Annotated in this window: 15 protein-coding genes; 8 read left to right on the forward strand and 7 right to left on the reverse strand. The window is 74.0% G+C overall.

What is annotated here, in order from left to right; all coding sequences use genetic code 11:
- Positions 1–186 precede the first annotated feature (186 nt).
- A complete protein-coding gene (locus tag ACIO9K_RS12290; RefSeq protein ID WP_400329003.1) occupies positions 187–576 on the reverse strand; it encodes a hypothetical protein in 390 nt (129 codons plus the stop codon).
- A gap of 464 nt (positions 577–1,040) precedes the next feature.
- On the opposite strand from ACIO9K_RS12290, the gene ACIO9K_RS12295 reads away from it, so the two are divergent.
- Positions 1,041–1,679: a hypothetical protein gene (locus ACIO9K_RS12295; protein ID WP_363586265.1), complete on the forward strand. Its 639-nt coding sequence runs from the start codon at positions 1,041–1,043 to the stop codon at positions 1,677–1,679.
- Between the two features lie 111 nt (positions 1,680–1,790).
- Here the strand turns inward: ACIO9K_RS12295 and ACIO9K_RS12300 are convergent, their stop codons facing one another.
- The 3 genes from ACIO9K_RS12300 to ACIO9K_RS12310 all read right to left on the reverse strand — a co-directional run bounded on the left by ACIO9K_RS12300 (position 1,791) and on the right by ACIO9K_RS12310 (position 4,543).
- The gene (locus ACIO9K_RS12300) at positions 1,791–3,410 is read right to left on the reverse strand and encodes a carbohydrate binding domain-containing protein (protein ID WP_400329006.1); all 1,620 of its coding nucleotides are present in this window, start codon (positions 3,408–3,410) and stop codon (positions 1,791–1,793) included.
- 416 nt (positions 3,411–3,826) lie between these two features.
- Entirely contained in the window at positions 3,827–4,414 is a 588-nt protein-coding gene (locus ACIO9K_RS12305; protein WP_363625740.1) for a cysteine dioxygenase family protein, read from the reverse strand.
- Between the two features lie 3 nt (positions 4,415–4,417).
- Positions 4,418–4,543 (reverse strand): hypothetical protein, encoded by a 126-nt coding sequence (locus ACIO9K_RS12310; RefSeq protein ID WP_400329010.1) that lies wholly within the window; start codon positions 4,541–4,543, stop codon positions 4,418–4,420.
- A gap of 298 nt (positions 4,544–4,841) precedes the next feature.
- On the opposite strand from ACIO9K_RS12310, the gene ACIO9K_RS12315 reads away from it, so the two are divergent.
- The 6 genes from ACIO9K_RS12315 (at position 4,842) to ACIO9K_RS12340 (ending at position 12,256) form a co-directional block, all read left to right on the forward strand.
- Positions 4,842–6,752, forward strand: coding sequence for an alpha/beta hydrolase family protein (locus ACIO9K_RS12315; RefSeq protein WP_400329013.1), 1,911 nt, complete (start codon positions 4,842–4,844; stop codon positions 6,750–6,752).
- A complete protein-coding gene (locus ACIO9K_RS12320) occupies positions 6,749–6,910 on the forward strand; it encodes a hypothetical protein (protein WP_363586260.1) in 162 nt (53 codons plus the stop codon). The genes ACIO9K_RS12315 and ACIO9K_RS12320 overlap by 4 nt, the downstream gene beginning before the upstream one ends.
- A gap of 79 nt (positions 6,911–6,989) precedes the next feature.
- Positions 6,990–8,927: a RiPP maturation radical SAM C-methyltransferase gene (locus tag ACIO9K_RS12325; protein ID WP_400329017.1), complete on the forward strand. Its 1,938-nt coding sequence runs from the start codon at positions 6,990–6,992 to the stop codon at positions 8,925–8,927.
- Positions 8,928–9,012: 85 nt separating this feature from the next.
- Positions 9,013–9,672 carry a DUF5825 family protein gene (locus ACIO9K_RS12330; RefSeq protein ID WP_400329020.1) on the forward strand — a complete coding sequence of 220 codons (660 nt, stop codon included), beginning with the start codon at positions 9,013–9,015 and terminating at the stop codon, positions 9,670–9,672.
- Between the two features lie 30 nt (positions 9,673–9,702).
- Positions 9,703–10,902, forward strand: coding sequence for a cytochrome P450 (locus ACIO9K_RS12335; RefSeq protein ID WP_400329023.1), 1,200 nt, complete (start codon positions 9,703–9,705; stop codon positions 10,900–10,902).
- Positions 10,903–11,038: 136 nt separating this feature from the next.
- Entirely contained in the window at positions 11,039–12,256 is a 1,218-nt protein-coding gene (locus ACIO9K_RS12340; RefSeq protein WP_400329026.1) for an MFS transporter, read from the forward strand.
- A 77-nt stretch (positions 12,257–12,333) separates the two neighbouring features.
- Here ACIO9K_RS12340 and ACIO9K_RS12345 read toward each other — a convergent pair whose 3' ends face one another.
- The 3 genes from ACIO9K_RS12345 to ACIO9K_RS12355 form a co-directional block, all read right to left on the reverse strand.
- Entirely contained in the window at positions 12,334–13,125 is a 792-nt protein-coding gene (locus ACIO9K_RS12345) for a putative protein N(5)-glutamine methyltransferase (protein WP_400329028.1), read from the reverse strand.
- Between the two features lie 283 nt (positions 13,126–13,408).
- Complete coding sequence (ligA, locus tag ACIO9K_RS12350) at positions 13,409–15,475, reverse strand: NAD-dependent DNA ligase LigA (RefSeq protein ID WP_400329031.1); 2,067 nt, start codon at positions 15,473–15,475, stop codon at positions 13,409–13,411.
- A 143-nt stretch (positions 15,476–15,618) separates the two neighbouring features.
- Positions 15,619–16,236, reverse strand: coding sequence for a CGNR zinc finger domain-containing protein (locus tag ACIO9K_RS12355; RefSeq protein WP_400329034.1), 618 nt, complete (start codon positions 16,234–16,236; stop codon positions 15,619–15,621).
- 81 nt (positions 16,237–16,317) lie between these two features.
- Here ACIO9K_RS12355 and ACIO9K_RS12360 point away from each other — a divergent pair, with 81 nt between their 5' ends.
- Positions 16,318–17,100: an MBL fold metallo-hydrolase gene (locus tag ACIO9K_RS12360; RefSeq protein ID WP_363625722.1), complete on the forward strand. Its 783-nt coding sequence runs from the start codon at positions 16,318–16,320 to the stop codon at positions 17,098–17,100.
- Positions 17,101–17,104 lie beyond the last annotated feature (4 nt).

Genomic DNA, 17,104 nt, shown 5'->3' on the forward strand with positions numbered 1-17,104 from the left:
ACAACACCCCCCCTCCCGACCGCGAAACCCCCCCCCGCCACCCCCCCCGCCTCCCCCGCCCCCACCCCCCCCCCCCCCCGCCCCCCCGGGGCCCCCCCCCCCCCCCCCCCCCCCCCCCCCCCCGCTCCCCGCCCCCCGAGCAGCGGGGAGCGGGGAGCGGGGGCAGGGGCGACCCCGACGGTGCGGTCAGCCTCTGCGCAGGCCGCCGTCGCCGCTCTGCTTGCGCGCCTGCTGCGGGTCGTAACCGGGGAAGGGGCGTTCGAAGAGCCAGTTGTAGAGCAGTTCCCGGGAGATCTCCGGCTGGTACGCCGGCACCTGGTGTCCGGAGTCGGGCACGCTGACCTGCGTCAGGTTGCCGTGGCGGCGGACGAATCCCTTCGGGTTCCCCTGGGCCTGCGTCCAGACCAGCCGGGGAGCGTTGCGCCACTCCGCCTGCTCGCCCTCTCGTGTCATGAGGTCGTCCAGGATCTCCTCGGTGCTCCGGTACCCGCAGGCGGCGTCGAAGTTCCCGGTGTAGAGCAGGGTCCGGTATCCCCTTTCGATGATCTGGGCGTACTGCCCGGTGCAGTCCGCCATTTCGCCCTCGTCCGCGTTCTCCTGACTTCTCCGCCGTTTCCCGGCGGCGCTTCGAAGTCCGCTGCTCCGCACCCTCCCCGGGACCGGCCGATTCCCCGCTCAACCCGACCGGGCTACATCCGGGCGGACCGGCTCGGCCCGAACGCCTACGGCCTTCCGGTCCCCTTCCTCGGCTTCCCCGGCGCCGGGACGGTGCTCGGCGGTCCGCTCGCGCTGCGGCTGCGCCCGGCCCTCGCGCCGGCCTCCCCCGGGCGGCTGCTGCTGGTGCCGACAGGCGCGGGCCCGGCGGGTCGCCCGGCCGCCGCCGACCGCTGGAATCGCTCCGTGCCGTCCGGACGGCCCAGCACCGCTCGTGGTCCGGGCGTGCAGAACAAAGCATGGAGAGCACGAACCGGGCGGCTGCGGGCTTGCACGTGCCCACCGACGGCCGAGCGGATGACGGGATGACCGGAGGGTTGTGCGTGATGCGTACGCTGTACACCAGCCAGGGCGGCGGCCCCCGGCTGCCGCGAAGAGTGGGCGCCCTGGCCGCGGCGGCAGGAACGGCCGTCCTCCTCGTGGCGTCGTGCTCATCCGGGAGCTCGTCCGGGCCCGCGACGCCGACGAACGCGGCGGGGGCGACGCTGTCGGAGGCGCCCAACCCGTCGAGCTTCTCCGGGGAGCCGCCCTCCGCCTTCGCCTCCGCGCTGGAGTCGGCCTCGGCCGCGGCGTCCGCGCGCTCGGCCTCGGCGGCGGCCGCCGCCTCGGCGTTCGAGGCATCGGCGGACGCGCAGGCCGCGCAGAACCGGGCGAAGGCGACCGAGGTGCTCAAGACCGTGGAGGGCCCCGGCAACGCCACCTCCGACATCACCCTGACCGGCGTGCCGCGATCCACCACCGGCGGCCTCCACGCCGCCGTCGTGACCATTGTCAACAGCACCCGCGAGGCCGCGTCCTACGCGGTCCAGGTGGACTTCACCGATGCGTCGGGCCACGCCGTCGACTCGGCGATCGTCGGCGCCGAGAACCTGGCCCCGGGCGGGAAGGCCAGTCCGATCGCCTTCAGCCGCCAGCCCGCCGACCTGGCCCTGGTCCCGGTCGTGGTGAAGGCCCAGCGCTACTGAGCCCGGCGCTACCGGGCACACCCCGACCGGGCAACGCCCGACGTCCCGCCGGCTTCCCGTGCACCGGTGCACGGGAAGCCGGCGGGACGTCAGCGGGACGTCAGCGGGTGATCAACGACCCTGGAGGGACTTCACGTTGTCGCCGAAGCTCCAGCCCTTCGAGCCGTCCCAGTTGAGCGACCACGTCATGAGCCCCTTCAGCGAACCGCCGAACGCGTTCCACGACTGGCCGACCAGGCCCGGGTCCATGTAGCCGCCGCCCGCGCCGGGCTGGGCCGGCAGGCCGGGCACCTGCTTGTCGTAGGGCACCTTGACGGTGGTGCCCTGGATGGTCAGGCCGTTGTTCAGGCAGGTGGTCTGCGCGGTGAAGCCCTGCACGGTACCGGCCTGGTAGGAGTCGCCGGAGCAGCCGTACATGCTGCCGTTGTAGTACTGCATGTTCAGCCACCACAGTTGCCCGTTGTCGGCGTACTTCTTGACGATCGGCAGGTAGGCGCCCCAGATCGAGCCGTAGGTGACGCTCCCGCCGGTCACGTACGCGGTTTCGGGGGCCATCGTCAGGCCGAAGCCCGCGGGCATCTGCGCCAGCACGCCGTCGATGATGCGCATCAGGTTGGCCTGGGAGGCGGACAGCGTGCCGATGCTGCCGCTTCCGGACAGGCCGGTCTCGATGTCGATGTCGATCCCGTCGAAGTTGTACTTCTTGAGGATCGGGACGACGGTCGCCACGAACCGGTCGGCGACGGTGCTGGAGCTCAGGTCGATGCCCGCGGCGGCACCGCCGATCGACATCAGGATCGTCGCCCCGGCCGCCTTGGCCTGGCACATCTCGGCGGGGGTCGAGACCTTGACGTTGGTGTCCATGCCGTCCTGCCACTGGACGGTGCCGTCCGAGAGGATCACCGGGAAGGCGGCGTTGATGACGTTGTAGCCGTGTGCGGCGATCCGGCTGTCCGTGATGGGGACCCAGCCCATGCCGGGGTGGACACCGTTCGCGGCGCCGTCCCAGTTCTCCCAGTACCCCTGGAGGACCTTGCCCGACGGCTTGGGCTTCGTGGGACACGTGTCACCCGGCGCCGGGGTGGTGGGCGGCGGGGTGGTGGGCGGCGGAGTCGTCGGAGGCGGCGTGGTCGGCGGCGGCGTGGTGGGCGGCGGGGTCGTCGGCGTGGGGCTGCTGCCGCCGGGGCCGGTGAGCGACACGTCGTCCGCGTAGTACGCGGGCTGCCCGTACCAGCCGTGCAGGTAGACGGTCACCGAGGTGGTGTTCGGCCCCGTGGTGAAGCCGACGCTGAGCTGGCTGTACGCCGCGCTGCTCGGCGTCCAGGTGGACGGGTCGCTGCCGGCGCCGGTGCCGGTGGCGCCCAGGTAGACGTAGCTGCCCTGGACGTAGGCGCTCAGCGTGTACTGGGAGTTGGGCTGCACGCTGACGGTCTGGCTGCACTGGGCGCTGTCCGGGCCGGTCGGCGTGGCCTTGAGCGCGGCGGCGCCGGAGTGGACCGGACTGCTGACGACCGCGCCGGAGCCGCCGGAGCAGGTCCAGCCGGAGAGTCCGCTCTCGAAGCCGGGGTTGGCCACCAGGTTGGGGGTGGCGGCCCCGGCCGTGACGGAGCCGGCCGCGGCGATGCCGGCACCGATGACGGCGACGGCGCTCACCCCGGCGAGGGAGCGCCGCAGGACGCTCGGCCCGTGCTGGGCACGGCTGGTCCGGTTCGCCTGCGCTGCGCGTTCCACGCCCGCCCGCGGCTGCGGGCGAGGGGTCCGGAGCGGCTCGCTCCCGGCCCGGTCGCCTTCGGGGCGGCCGGGGTCCGGACAGGGGCGGACATCGCCCGACGGACGTGGAGTACGCGACCTTCGACGGAACATGCTGCGCTCCCTTCCCGCCGAACGTCATGGACATGACCGACGCGTGGGGGGCGCGACGCCCGGCTGTGGGTGAGGTGGGGACATGTGGGGCTGTGCCGGACCGGATCGTAGGAGGGGCGGCGCGGCTCGTCAATAGGTCTGGACCAATCGCGAGGTACGGCCCGGTCGGCCGCAACAGAAGCCGACGTCAGGCCGTACGGCCCCGCCCGGTCGACCGGGCCGGGGCCCGGGCGCGGCCGGCGGGCCGTCCGGATCGGACGGCCCGCCGGTTCGCTACTGGGCGGTCACCGGGCCAGGCTCTCCGGGCTCCGCCAGCTCACCAGGCGGGCACCGTCCGGCGGGAGGTCCACGACCTCGTTCCCGAAGACCCGGTTGATCGAGCTGCCCCCGTTCAGCGCGATGTCGGCGCCGTAGACGTGCAGGGAGACCGCACGACCGGTGCCGCCGTTCGACACCCGGTGGATGTCCTCGTCGGGCGGCACCAGGAGCTGCACCCGGCCGGGAGAGCAGGTGGTCCGGCCGGACGGCACCAGCACCCGGCGGCCGGTCCTGGAGGGCCGCCACAGCCGGAACGCCTCGTCCACCTCGACGCCCTCCACCACACCTGACACGCACCAGGCGACATGGTCGTGGATCGGGGTGGACTGCCCGGGCAGCCAGGTCAGGGCCACCACGGAGTGCGTCCGTCCAGCGTGCAGCAACCGCTGCGAGTAGCCGTCGGTGTCACCGGCGCACAGGTCGTCGGGCACGATCAGCCCGGACCGCAGGTACTTGCGCAGGGTGTCCGCGGTGAGCTGCGCGGTCAGCACGTCCGCGGCGGCGTAGCGCGCGAGGTCGGAGAGGAACTCGTCGAGGTTGGAGCGCGGTTCCACGGTCTACCGCCCCACCCCGGTGAGCGCGCGCAGCGGCACCGTTGCGGCGATGACGCGGGTCACCGCCACCAGGGCGACGAACAGGCCGATGGTTGTGGCACCGCGCGACGACGCGGCTTGGTCGATCATGGGAATCCTTCTGAACGGTGCGGAACTTGCCGAAGGCCCGACCGTAGGAATCCATGGCAGACAAGTGATCAACGCGCGGTCGGCGGCGGCGCCGGCGCCGGCCCGCATTCACCTCAGCTGCATTTCGGCCAACTGTGCGAAAGGTCTGTTCGCAACCACGGCACCCCCCTAGAGTGGCGGCAATCCTCCACAAGTGGCCTTTTCTTCACGCCAGTTCACTGGATCTTCACATCAGTGCACCGGCCTCGGGACGTTCAGCGCAGTCTGTTCCCACCATCGAGCCGAAAGGGCCGGGTCCGTGACACAGGCGTTCCAGTCCCCCGGCTTCGCCGCGCTGGCGGCCGACCGCGCGGTCGAGACGCGGCTCGTCGACGAGCGCTGGCAGGCGGTGGCCTGGGACCTGGGGACGGGTCGGCGCCGGGTGGTCACCGACCGGCCGGGGGGCGTCCATCTGAGCGAGATCGAGCCGGACGGCGACGCCATCTGGTGGTTCGACGCCGACAACGCCGGGGAGGGCCGGTGGTGGCGCGAGCCGTTCGCCGGCGGCGCGGGCGGCGAGGCGCTGCACGACGTGCCGCGCGGGCGGGCGTACGGCGTCGCCTTCGACCGGACGGGCTCGCTCGCCGCGGTGGTCGTCGGTGTCGACGGCGCCTCGCACTGCTACGTCGGACCGCCCGCGGGCGAGGCCCGGCTGATCGGTTCGGCGCCGGGGTACCTGAGCCTGGCCGACCTGTCGCCGGACGGTCGGCTCCTCGCCCTCGGCGGGCGGCCCGACGGGGACGACTCAGTGGTCCTGTGGCCGACAGGCGCCCCGGCTGGCGCGCAGGCGGACGCGCAGGCGGACGGTCCGCTGCGGATCGCCGGAAACCGCCGACTACGGCTCTGGCCGATCGAGTTCAACCCGCTCGCGGGACTCGAACCGGAGCTGCTGCTGGTGGTCGAGGAGGACGAGCGGTACACCGTCGCGACCTGGCGGGCCGGCACCGGACTGCGCCGGTACCCGGGGCTGTCGTTCGACTCGCAGATATCGGCCGGCTGGTACCGGGGGCCGCGCGAGGTGCTGATCCAGCACGAGCGGGCCGGGCGGAGCCGGCTGCTCCTCGCCGACCTCGACCCACCGGAGGGACAGGGGGCGACGCGGCAGCGGGTGACGCCGCAGGGGGCCGCACAGCAAGGACCGGCCGAACAAGCCCCGCCCGTCCGGGAGATCAGCACGCCGGGCGGCACGATCCACGACCTGTCCTGCGCTCCGGACGGCACCTTGCACTGCGTCTGGAGCCGCGAGTCGACACCGCCCCGCCCGCTGGTACTGCGCCCCGGCACGGAGGCTGCGCACCACCCCGGACAGGGCCTCGACCCGGACCGGGGCGACACCTCCCGCAGCCGGCGCTGGACGCCCCGGCCGTACGGACGGATCCACAGCTTCGTCAGCGCCCCGGTCGGCGAGGGCCCGTGGCCGACCCTCTTCCTGGTCCACGGCGGCCCCGCCACCCACGACCGCGACTCCTACGACCCGCGGGTGAACGCCCTGGTCGGCCGTGGCTACGCGGTGGTGCGCACCAACTACCGCGGCTCCACCGGCTACGGCGCCCGCTGGCAGCACGAGTACGGCCACCGGGTCGGGCTGGCGCAGATCGAGGACCTGGCCGCCGTCCGCGCGGAGCTGGTCGCCGACGGCACGGCGCTCGCGGAGCGCACCGGCCTGTGCGGATTCTCGTGGGGCGGCTACCTGACCCTGCTGGCGATGGGCGCGCAGCCGGAGTTGTGGTCACTCGGCATGGCCGCCCAGCCGATCGCGGACTACCCCGCCGCCTACCGCACCACCACCCCCGCACTGCGCGCGCTCGATCGGCAGCTCTTCGGCGGGACCCCGGACGAGGTTCCCGAGCGCTACCGCGCGGCCGACCCGCGATCGTACGTGCACCAGGTCCGCTCGCCCGTCCTGCTGGTCGCCTCGCGGACCGACGAGCGGTGCCCACCCGACCAGGTCGCCCGGTACGCCGCGGACCTGCGCCGGCTGGCGGTGCCGCACGAGCTGCTCTGGGTGGACGGCGGCCACTACAGCCGCCGGACCGCCGACCACCGATCGGTGCTGGCCACGATGGTCCGGTTCGCCGAGCACGCCTGGCCGGCACCGCTCCCCCTGCCACCCCGGGGCGACCGCCCCGGGGTACCCGCCGAACTGGTGGAAGGAGGTGAACATCCATGAAGCGACGCAGCATTCAGAACGACCCGATCAGCACCCCGGAGCGTGACCGGGGCGCCGTGGTGGTCCAGGCCTTCGCACTCGACATCACCAAGGCCGCGGTGGTCGCGCCTGCCCTCAAGGGGCAGCCGAAGCCGAAGCCGGAGACCAAGGGCAAGTGATTCTCCGTCGCTCCGGGGCGCCTGCGGTGCCCCGGAGCGACACCTCATCGACCGCCGGCGATCAACAGAAGTGGCCACCATGCGTATCGTCCTGCTGCACATGCCCTGGGGCGCGATCGACGTGCCGTCGCTGGCGCTCGGGATCATGCACACCGCCGCCGCACGCGCCGACCACCAGGTCGAAGTGCGGTACGCCAACCTGGACTTCGTGGACTGGGCCGCCGAGACCGCGGGTTTCGGCGTGGACGACTACCAGTACTTCTCCGAGAAGTCCTACTTCCAGGGCGCGGGCGACTGGGCGTTCGCCGGTGCACTGTACGGCGACGACGGCCCGGCCCCCGGCATCGACGCCCACGTCGACGGCGAAGTCGACGACAGCGACGGCGATTTCGCGGCCTACTTCGAGTACCTGGCCACCAGCGGTGCGAGCGAGCAGGAGATCGCACTGACCCGGGCCACCCGCGCGATCGCCCCCGCGTTCATCGCCCGACTGGTCGACGAACTCGCCGCCGACCCACCGGACCTGGTCGGCTTCACCACCACCTTCCAGCAGAACACGGCGAGCCTCGCCGCCGCGAGGCTGCTCAAGCAGCGGTGCCCGCAGGTGCGCACGGTGTTCGGCGGCGCGAACTGCGACGGTCCGCAGGGCGCCGCGCTGCACCGCAACTTCCCCTTCCTGGACTACGTGGTGCGCGGCGAGGGCGAGGCCGCCTTCCCGGCACTCCTGGAAGGCGGCGACCTCTCCGCCGTCCCCGGGCTGTGCTGGCGGGACGGCTCCGGGAAGTCGACGGCCAACGAGATGACGAGGCGTCCGCTGCCGCCCGCGGCGATCCTGGCGCCCCGCTACGACGGCTTCTACGAGCGGCTCGACGCCTCCGTCGCGGCCGGCTGGGTCGATCCCAAGCTGGTCGTCGAAGGCTCCCGGGGCTGCTGGTGGGGCGAGAAGCACCACTGCACCTTCTGCGGGCTCAACGGCTCCTCGATGGAGTTCCGCTCCAAGCCGCCGGCCGACTTCCTCGCCGAGGTGCTCGCGCTCGCCGAACGCCACCAGCTGCTGGACGTCTACGTGGTCGACAACATCCTGGACATGGGCTACTTCGACACCGTCCTGAAGTCGCTCGCCGAGCTCCCGGTGGATCTGCGGCTGCACTTCGAGATCAAGGCCAACCTGCGCCGCCACCAGTTCCAACTCCTCGGCGACTCGGGCGCGGCCCAGGTGCAGCCCGGCATCGAGAGCCTGAGCACCCGGGTCCTGCGGATCATGGACAAGGGGGTGACGGGCTGCCAGAACGTCCGCGCGCTGCGGGACGCGCAGAGCGCCGGAGTGTCGGTGAGTTGGAACTACCTCTACGGCTTCCCGGGCGAGCAGCCGGCCGACTACGAGTCGGTGATCCGCCAACTGCCCGTACTGCACCACCTGGACCCGCCGACCGGAGCGGGCCGGATCGCGATCGAGCGGTTCAGCCCGTACTTCGACCGCCCCGAGCTGGGCTTCGCGATCACCCGACCGGCCTTCCAGTACGGCGCGACCTACCGTCTGCCGGAGAGCGAACTGGCCGAGCTGGCCTACGTGTTCAGCGCACCGCCGCGCGGGATCGGCGGCGACCTGGCGGAACGGTTGAGCGCGGCGGTGGGCACCTGGATCGCGCGGTTCCCCGACAGCCGGCTCAGCTACCGGGACGCGGGCGGGCGGATCGCGCTCGTCAACACCCGCCCCGGGTACGACTGGCGGGTGGTCGAGCTGACCGATCCGGTGGAGCTCGCCGCCTTCCGGCTGCTGAACCAGCCCCGCTCGACCGCCGCGCTGGCCGCCAAGCTGCCCGGCGGCGCGGCGGCGGTCGAGCCGGTGCTGGAGCGCTTCACCGCGCTGGGCCTGCTGTTCCACGACGGGGACGGTTTCCTCCAGGTCGCCGTCGAGTCCGACAACCAGGTGCTGATGCGGATGCAGCACCGGCACGGCCCCGCCGCCGCCCGCCCTCGTGCCGAGGAGGTGCTCGATGCCGTCACGATCGGCTGAACGGACCGATACCGGAAGGGCCGACCCCGGAAGGACCGTTGCGGAAAGGACCGTTGTGGGAAGGACTGTTGCGGGAAAGGCTGTTGTGGGAAGGACCGATGCCGCCTCCTGGCGCGCGGCCGGCCCGGAGGTCGAGCTCTGGCTCGACTACGACCCCGACGCCCGGGAGTTGCCGGGCTTCGCGCTCGGCCACCGCACCCTGTCCGGCCCGGCGGAGGCGGAGGTCACCGAACTGCACCGCGCCGGGGTCCGCTGCCTGCGGCTCACCGAGCCGGTGCGGCTCTGCGCGGACGCGCCGGCGGCCTCCGCGCGGGCGCTGATGCTGCTGCGCGAGGCGACCGGGCAGGGGCTGGCCGTGCTCTGGCAGGCCGACTGCACGGACGGCTGCGCGGCACAGCGCCGGTTCCACCACCTCTACCCGCCCGAGCAGTTGACCGGCGGCCCCGAGGACGTCGTCGCCGACTGGCGCGCCACGTACTACCCGAGCAAGTGCGTCTTCCGGCGCGGCCCCGGCTTCGTCGAGGTGCGCGACCGCCGGTTCGGGACGCTGGAGCTGTTCACCATCGACGAGCCGGGCCACCTGGCGCAGGTCGAGGCGCTGGCCGACGGCGTCGAGGTCGGCCGGCTGCCGGACGCCGTCCACCGGGACTTCGCCTCGGCCGGCCTGATCGCCGAACAGGCCGGCCGCGCCTGGTTCCTGCCCATGCGGGTGCGCCGCTGGCCCTTCCCGTCGCTGACCGTGTAGTTGCCGGAGTTCGAGCCCGAGGAGTGATCCATGACCACCGCGGTCGACGACGCCGCCGCGCGGATGTCCGCCTTCATCCGCGACCCCTACCCCACGCTCGCCCGGATCCGCGAGGCCGGCGCGGTCTCCGTCGTGGAGTTCGGCGAGGGCCTGCCCGTCTATCTGGTGACGCGCCACCAGGACGTCCGGGCCGCGCTGATGGACCCGCGCTTCGGGCAGGACGTCCGCCGCAGCCAGGCCATCGCGAGCGGGCGGGGCTCCGGCCTGACGCTCGGTTCGGAGGTGGTCCACATGCTCAACAGCGACCCGCCGGACCACACCCGGCTGCGCCGGCTGATCCAGGGCGTCTTCACCCGCCGGCGGGTCGATCTGATGCGACCGCTGGTCGAGCGCATCGCCGGCGGCCTGCTGGACGGGCTGCGCGGGCGGGAGACCGCCGACCTGGTGACGGACTTCGCCTTCCCGCTGCCGATCATGATCATCTGTGAGCTGCTGGGCTTCCCACCGGAGGACATGCAGGCCTTCCGCACCTGGTCGACGGCGATCCTCACCCAGGGCGGCGACATGACCTTCGACCAGGCCACCGCCGAACTGAACGACTACCTGCGCGAGTTGATGACGGCCCGGCGGGCGTCGCCGAGCGCGGACATCCTGACCGACCTGGTCCAGGCCTGTGACGCCGGTGAACTCACCGAGCGGGAGGTGTTCTCGATGGTCTTCCTGCTGCTGATCGGCGGCCACGAGACCACCGTCAACCTGCTCGGCACCGCCACCCTGGCGCTGCTCCACCACCCCGACCAGCTCGCCTGGTTGCGCGCCAACCCGGCGGCGATGCCGGTCGCGATCGACGAGTTCCTCCGCTACGAGTCTCCGGTGAGCATGGCCACGCTGCGGTTCACGAACGCCGACGTGATGGTCGACGACGTGGAGATCCCGGCGGACGAGCTGGTGCTGCTCTCGCTCGGCGCGGCCAACCGGGACCCGGCCCGATTCACCGATCCCGACCGGCTGATCCTGGACCGGGGCGATCCGGGCCACCTGGCCTTCGGGCAGGGCCTGCACCGGTGCCTCGGCTCCTTCCTCGGCAAGCTGGAGAGCGAGGTCGCGCTGACCGGCCTGCTGGAGCGCTTCACGCGGATCGAGCTGGCCGCCGCGGAGGAGACCCTGCCCTGGCGCAACACGATCATGCTGCGCGGCCTGGAGTCGCTGCCGGTCTCGCTCGATGGCTAGCGGCGCGGGAGCAAGCGATACGGGGACGGACAACGCGGGGACGGGCAGCACAGGGACGGGCGGCACGGGGACAGGCAGCACGGGGACGGGCAGTACGGGGACGGGCGGCGCGCGAGCAGGCGGCGCGGCGGGGCTGTTGCGGTTCCGCCCCCGGATCAGCGTCGCACCCCTGCGTGCGCGGGGCTTCCGGCTGCTGGTGATCGGGCAGGGCACCTCGGAGTTCGGCAACGCGTTCCAGGTGGTCGCCCTGCCGCTGCTGGTCTACTCCCTCGCCGGAGGCGCCCGCCAGCTGAGTCTGGTGGTCGCCGCCTACGGCGCGGGACGGCTGGCCGCCACCCCGCTCGGCGGGATGCTCGCCGACCGGTTCGGCGCCCGCCGGGTGATGCTGGCCGCCGACCTCGGCCGGCTGCTCGCCACCGCCGGGCTGTGCGCGATCGCCGCCGGCGGGGCGGCGAACTTCTGGCTGATCGGCGGGCTCGCGCTGCTGGTCGGCCTCGGAGCAGGGGTGTTCCTGCCGGCCGCCTGGGCGATCACCCCGACCCTGCTGCCCTCCGAGGACCTGCACGCGGGCAACGCACTGAACAGTACGGTCACCTTCGGCGCCGGTCTGCTCGGTCCGGCGCTGGCCGGCCCGCTGGTCGCCTGGCTCAGCCCGGCCGCCGCACTGGGCCTGGACGCGGCCACCTTCGCCGTGTCGGCGGCCACGCTGTTGCTCATCGGTCGCGGCAGCCTCGTCGCACCCGCCAGCCCGATCTCCGAACGTGCCTCCGTACCGAAGAACTTCCGTGGCCTGCTGCGGGAGTCGCCGTTGCTGCGCGCGGTGCTGACGGTGACGGTGATCGCGAACCTGACGGTGGGCGGCGCCACCCGTGTCGCCCTGCCGACCCTGGCCACCCACGGCTTCGGCGCCGGTGCCGTCGGGCTGGGCCTGCTGCTGGCCGCGTTCACCGGCGGTGCGCTGGTCGGCGGCCTGTTCGCGGCCGGCCTCACCGAGGTGCGCTCGCGGGGCCGCACGGCGATGCTCTCCGGTCTGGTGATGGGTGCGGCGATCGGGCTGGTGCCGTTCACCGGCCTTGTCGGCGCCGTACTGCTGCTCTGCCTGGCCGGCGGCGCCAGCACGGTGACCAACGTCCTGATCGTCACCGGCGTGCAGAAGAGCACCCCGCCCGCCTTGCTGGCCCGGGTCATGGCGGCCGTCACCTTCTGCGCGCTGGGAGTCTTCCCGATCTCGGTGATCGCGGCCGGCGCGGCGGTGGACGCCTTCGGGAGCCGGGGGGTGTTCGCGACGACCGGGCTCTGTTTGACGGGCGCGTTCGGGTACGCGCTGACCAGGCGTGAGATCCGCGAGCTGTGAGCGCCCAGCCGGCCGCCGGGCCCGCCTCCCGCCACCGGGAGGCAGGAGGCGGGAGGCGGGGGCGGGCTGCGGCCCCGTCAGCGCAGGGTCGCGGTGACGACCGTCGCGTCCAGGTCCTCGCACCAGGCGTCGACGGCGTCGAGGCCGGCCGCGCGGGCGACGGCCAGGGCCGTCGGGGTCTGCCGTTCGCTGGTCTCGAACAGCAGCGACCCGCCCGGGGCCAGCCAGTGCGGCGCCTCGGCGGCCACCCGGCGCAGCACGTCCAGACCGTCGGCGCCGCCGTCCAGCGCCGGCCGGGCCTCGTGCAGCCGGGCCTCCGTCGGCAGCAGCGCGATGTCGGCGCTGGGGACGTACGGGACGTTGGCGAGCAGGACGTCGATCCGGCCGCGCAGGGCGGCGGGCAGCGCGACGAACAGGTCGCCCTCGAAGACCGGGGCCCCGGGCCCGGTGAGGTTGCGGCGGGCGCAGCGGACGGCGACCGGGTCGACGTCCGCCGCGTAGAGCTCGACCGGGTGCGCGGCGGCGGCCGCCACGGCGGCGCCGAGGGCGCCGCTGCCGCAGCAGAGGTCGACGACCACGGCGCCCGGGCCGGTGAGCTCGGTGGCCGTGGCGGCCAGGAACTCGCTGCGGCGGCGCGGCACGAACACGCCCGGGTCGACGGCGATCCGCAGCCCGGCGAACTCGGCCCAGCCGACGACGTGTTCCAGCGGCCGGCCCTCGGCCCGGGCCCGGACCATCACGGCCAGGTCGGCCGGTGTCGCGGCGGCGGCGAGCAGGACCCGCGCCTCGTCCTCGGCGAACACGCAACCGGCGGCACGCAGCCGGGCGACGACCGAGGAACGGAGAGCTGCGGAGGCAAAAACCGACAAGATGACCCCTTGGGGGAATCGGGAGGAGGACGAACGACTCCGTCAGGGCTCCCGCAAGGGCCGGCACCGCGCCGACGCGTCCGCGCTACGCGCGCGACGCGCCCGCACGGCCGCGCTCCGGGAGCACCCGCTCGGACATACCGGTAATGGGGCTCACCTCCTTGAGTCGCGGTCGTACACGGCGTCGGCCACCCTACCGCACCCTTGGCGCGGGCGATCAACTGGTCTTCCGGGCCCAGGTCCTGTCCGGCTGTCCGGCTGTCCGCCCGGCTGGCCGGCTGGCCTAGCCGAGCTGCTCGGCGACCAGGGCGGCGAACTCCTCCGGGGTCATGACGGGCACTCCGAGCTCCTCCGCCTTGGCACGCTTGGAGCCGGCCTTCTCGCCCGCGACGAGGAGGGTGGTGCGCTTGGACACCGACGAGGAGGCCTTGCCGCCGGCGCGTTCGATCAGCTCGTTCATCGCGTTGCGGGAGAGCTCGGCGAGGACTCCGGTCATGCTGCCGGTGACGACCACGCTCTGGCCGGCCAGCGGGCCCGCCGCAGTGTCGCCCGCGGACGCCGCGCCGCCGTCCGCGGCCCGGTCGGCGGGAGCCGTCGGCTCGGTCACCGCCGTGCCGACACCCTGCGCCAAGAGTCGGTCCAACAGCGTTGCCACATCGGCGAGTTCGGCGACGATCACGGCGGCCTTCTCGACGCCGATGCCGTCCACGCCGGCCAGCGCCGCGGCGTCGGCGGCGCGGATCGCGGCCATGCTGCCGAAGTGCGCGGCGAGTCGGCGGGACATCGTCCGGCCGGTGCCGCGGATGCCGAGGGCGCAGAACACCCGGTTCAGCGGGCGGCTGCGGGCGGTCTCGATCGCGGCGAGCAGGTTGTCGGCGCTGGTGTCGCCCATCCGCTCCAGGGTGAGCAGCTGCTCCCGGGTGAGGGTGAACAGGTCGGCGAGGTCGCCGACCAGCCCGGCCTCGACCAGCTGGACGGCGCGGGTGCCGCCGAGGCCCTCGATGTCGAGCTGGTCGCGCCCGGCCGCGTAGATCACCGAGGCGACCGTCTGGCAGGCCCGGCCGCGCACGCAGCGCCAACGCTGCTCGGAGGTGTCGATGGCGTCGCCGCAGCGCGGGCAGACCTCGGGGAAGGCGATCGGCTGCTCGGCGCCGGTGCGCTGGTCGACCAGGGGCGCCTCGACCCGCGGGATCACGTCGCCGGCCCGGTAGACGAACACCTGGTCGCCGATCATCAGCCCGCGGCGCCCGATGTCGGCCGGGTTGTGCAGGGTCGCGTAGGTGACGGTGACGCCGTCGATCACCACCGGTTCGAGGACGGCCCGGGGCGCGATGATCCCGGTGCGACCGACGTTCCACTCGACGCCGAGCAGCCGGGTGACCTTGTGCTGCGCCGCCAGCTTGCGGGCCACCGCCCAGCGCGGCGCGCGGGAGCCGGACCCGGCCACCTCCTGGTCGGCCACCGCGTCCGCCTTCACCACCACGCCGTCGATCCCGAAGGGCAGCGCGGCGCGCAGGCCCGCGATCTCGTCGATCCGCTGCTGTGCCTCGGCGAGGGTCGCGCAGCGGCGCGGCGCGGCGTCGGTGCTGGCGGCGGTGTTGGCGCCGAGGACGGCCAGCCGGGCGAGCAGGTCGGCGTGGTCGAGGCCGGGCAGGCCGAGGGCGTCGTAGGCGAAGAAGGTGAGTTCGACGCGGTAGGCGCGGTCCTTGGCGCGCAGGGTGCCGGCCGCGCCGCTGCGCGGATGGGCGAACGGGGTGGCGCCGTGCGCGGTGCGGACGGCGTTGGCCTGCTCGAACTGCTCGTGAGTGAGCAGCACCTCGCCGCGCAGCTCGACGTCGACCGGTTCGGCGAGCCGGGCGGGCAGGCCGAGCACGGCGTCGGCGGCGGCGATGATGTCCTCCCCCGCCAGGCCGTCGCCCCTGGTCAGCACCTGGGTGAGCCGGCCGGCCCGGTAGCGGGCGGCGACGGCGAGGCCGTCCAGTTTCGGCTCGACGCACCAGGCGGCGACCGGCCGGCCGAGCCGGCGCTCCAGGCCGGCCGCCCAGGACTCCAGCTCCTCGGCCGAGAAGACGTTGTCGAGGGAGAGCATCGGCGCGCTGTGCGGGACGTCGCCGACCGCCGCGCCGCCGGCCACCTTGCCGGTGGGCGACTCGGGCAGCGCCTCGTCCGGGTGCTCGTGCTCATAGGCCTCGATCGCCCGCACCAGGGCGTCGTACTCGTCGTCGCCGAGCGGGGCGGAGCCGTCGGCGTAGTACGCGGCGGCGGCCCGTACGGCGGCGGCGACGGCGTCGGCGTAGGCCTGAGGGGAGGCCAGGGCGGCGGGAGGGGCCAGGGTGGCTGCGTCCTTCATACCGCCATCATGGCGAGCCGCACTGACATTCGGCCCGTTCGAACGCGGCTCGCACGGACCGGGCCCGGGGGGTGCGGCCCGCACCGGCCAGGGGTGTCGACCAGGGCCGTCGGCGAGGGCGCCGGTCGAGGGCGCCGGCCCGGTCAGTCGGGCTGGGGCCGGGTGCGCCGGGCGTAGGCGCGGGCCGCGCGGGCGCGGTCGCCGCAGCGGGTGGAGCACCAGTGGCGCCGGCCGTGCCGGAGGAGGTACCGGGTGCACGGGGTGGAGCCGCAGGCGGTGAGACGGGCCGCTTCGGGCCCGGTGAGCAGGTCGGCGGCATCGGCGGCGAGGGCGGCCAGGGCGTGGTCGACGATCTCGGTGGTGGGGTGGGGGGCCGCGCGGTAGGGGCCGCTGCCGTCGTCCCACCGCAGCAGCCGGGCCGTGGGCAGGCGGGTCAGGGCGTCGTTGACGGCGGCCAGGGCGGAGGAGGGTGCGGGCAGCTCCGCGACGCGGGCGGCGAACAGCGTCCTGACCTGTTCGCGCATCGAGCGCACCTGCGCCGTGCACATCTCCTGAAGGCCCGCGTCGGCCGGGGCGAGGCCGTGCTCCAGGAGCCACCGGCCGGCGGCGGCCGGCGTGCCGAGGCTGTCGACGACGTGTCCGCCGGGCAGCGTGACGGCGCTGTTGACCAGGGCCAGCGAGGGGTACCGCTGCTCGCCCGGCGCGGGTGGCACGGCGGTCTCGTCAGTGGCGGTGTCCGCGGCGTCCGTCATGAGTCTCATGGTAGCGCTTGCACTCATCCGTGAGAACCGGCTAGCTTTCCTCACGGATAAACCGCTCTCAACCGTGAGGTGTGCTTCACCATGGCTTCTTCCGACACGACCGCCGAGCAGTTCCCCGTCCGCCTCTTCGGCGGCCCGACCGCCCTCTTCGAGTACGGAGGCCTGCGCTTCCTCACCGACCCGACCTTCGACGGCCCGGGCGACTACCAGCGGCCGGGCGGCCCGCTCCTCACCAAGACCGCGCCCTCCTCCGGGAGCCCCGCCGACGCCGGCCGCGTCGACGTCGTCCTGCTCTCCCACGACGAGCACCCCGACAACCTCGACCACTCCGGCCGGGCCCTGCTCGCCGACGTCCCGCTCACCCTCACCACCCCCGGCGGCGGCCTGCGCCTCGGCGGCACGGCCCGGGGACTGGCCGACTGGGAGTCGGTCACGCTGGACCGCCCCGGCGGCGGCACCCTCACCGTGACCGGCGTGCCCGCCCTCCACGGGCCCGGGGCCCGCGAGGAGGTGGAGGCCGCCACCGGCCAGGTCGTCGGCTTCGTCCTGACCGGGGACGGGCTGCCCACCGTCTACGTCAGCGGGGACAACGCCTCCCTCCCCGCCGTCGGGGAGATCGCCGAACGCTTCGCCCCCGTGGACACCGCGATCCTCTTCGCCGGGGCTCCCCGCTTCGCCGCCCTCTTCGACGGCGCGCCCATCGTCCTGGACAGCGCCCAGGCCGCCGAGGCCGCCGCGATCCTCGACGCCCGCCGGGTCGTCCTCGTCCACCACGACAGCTGGGCCCACTTCACCGAGGACCGCGACGACCTGGTGGCCGCCTTCACGGCCGCCGGCCTGGCGGAGCGCCTCCACACGGCGTGACCGG

The organism is Kitasatospora sp. NPDC087271, from assembly GCF_044744605.1.
Taxonomy (GTDB): domain Bacteria; phylum Actinomycetota; class Actinomycetes; order Streptomycetales; family Streptomycetaceae; genus Kitasatospora.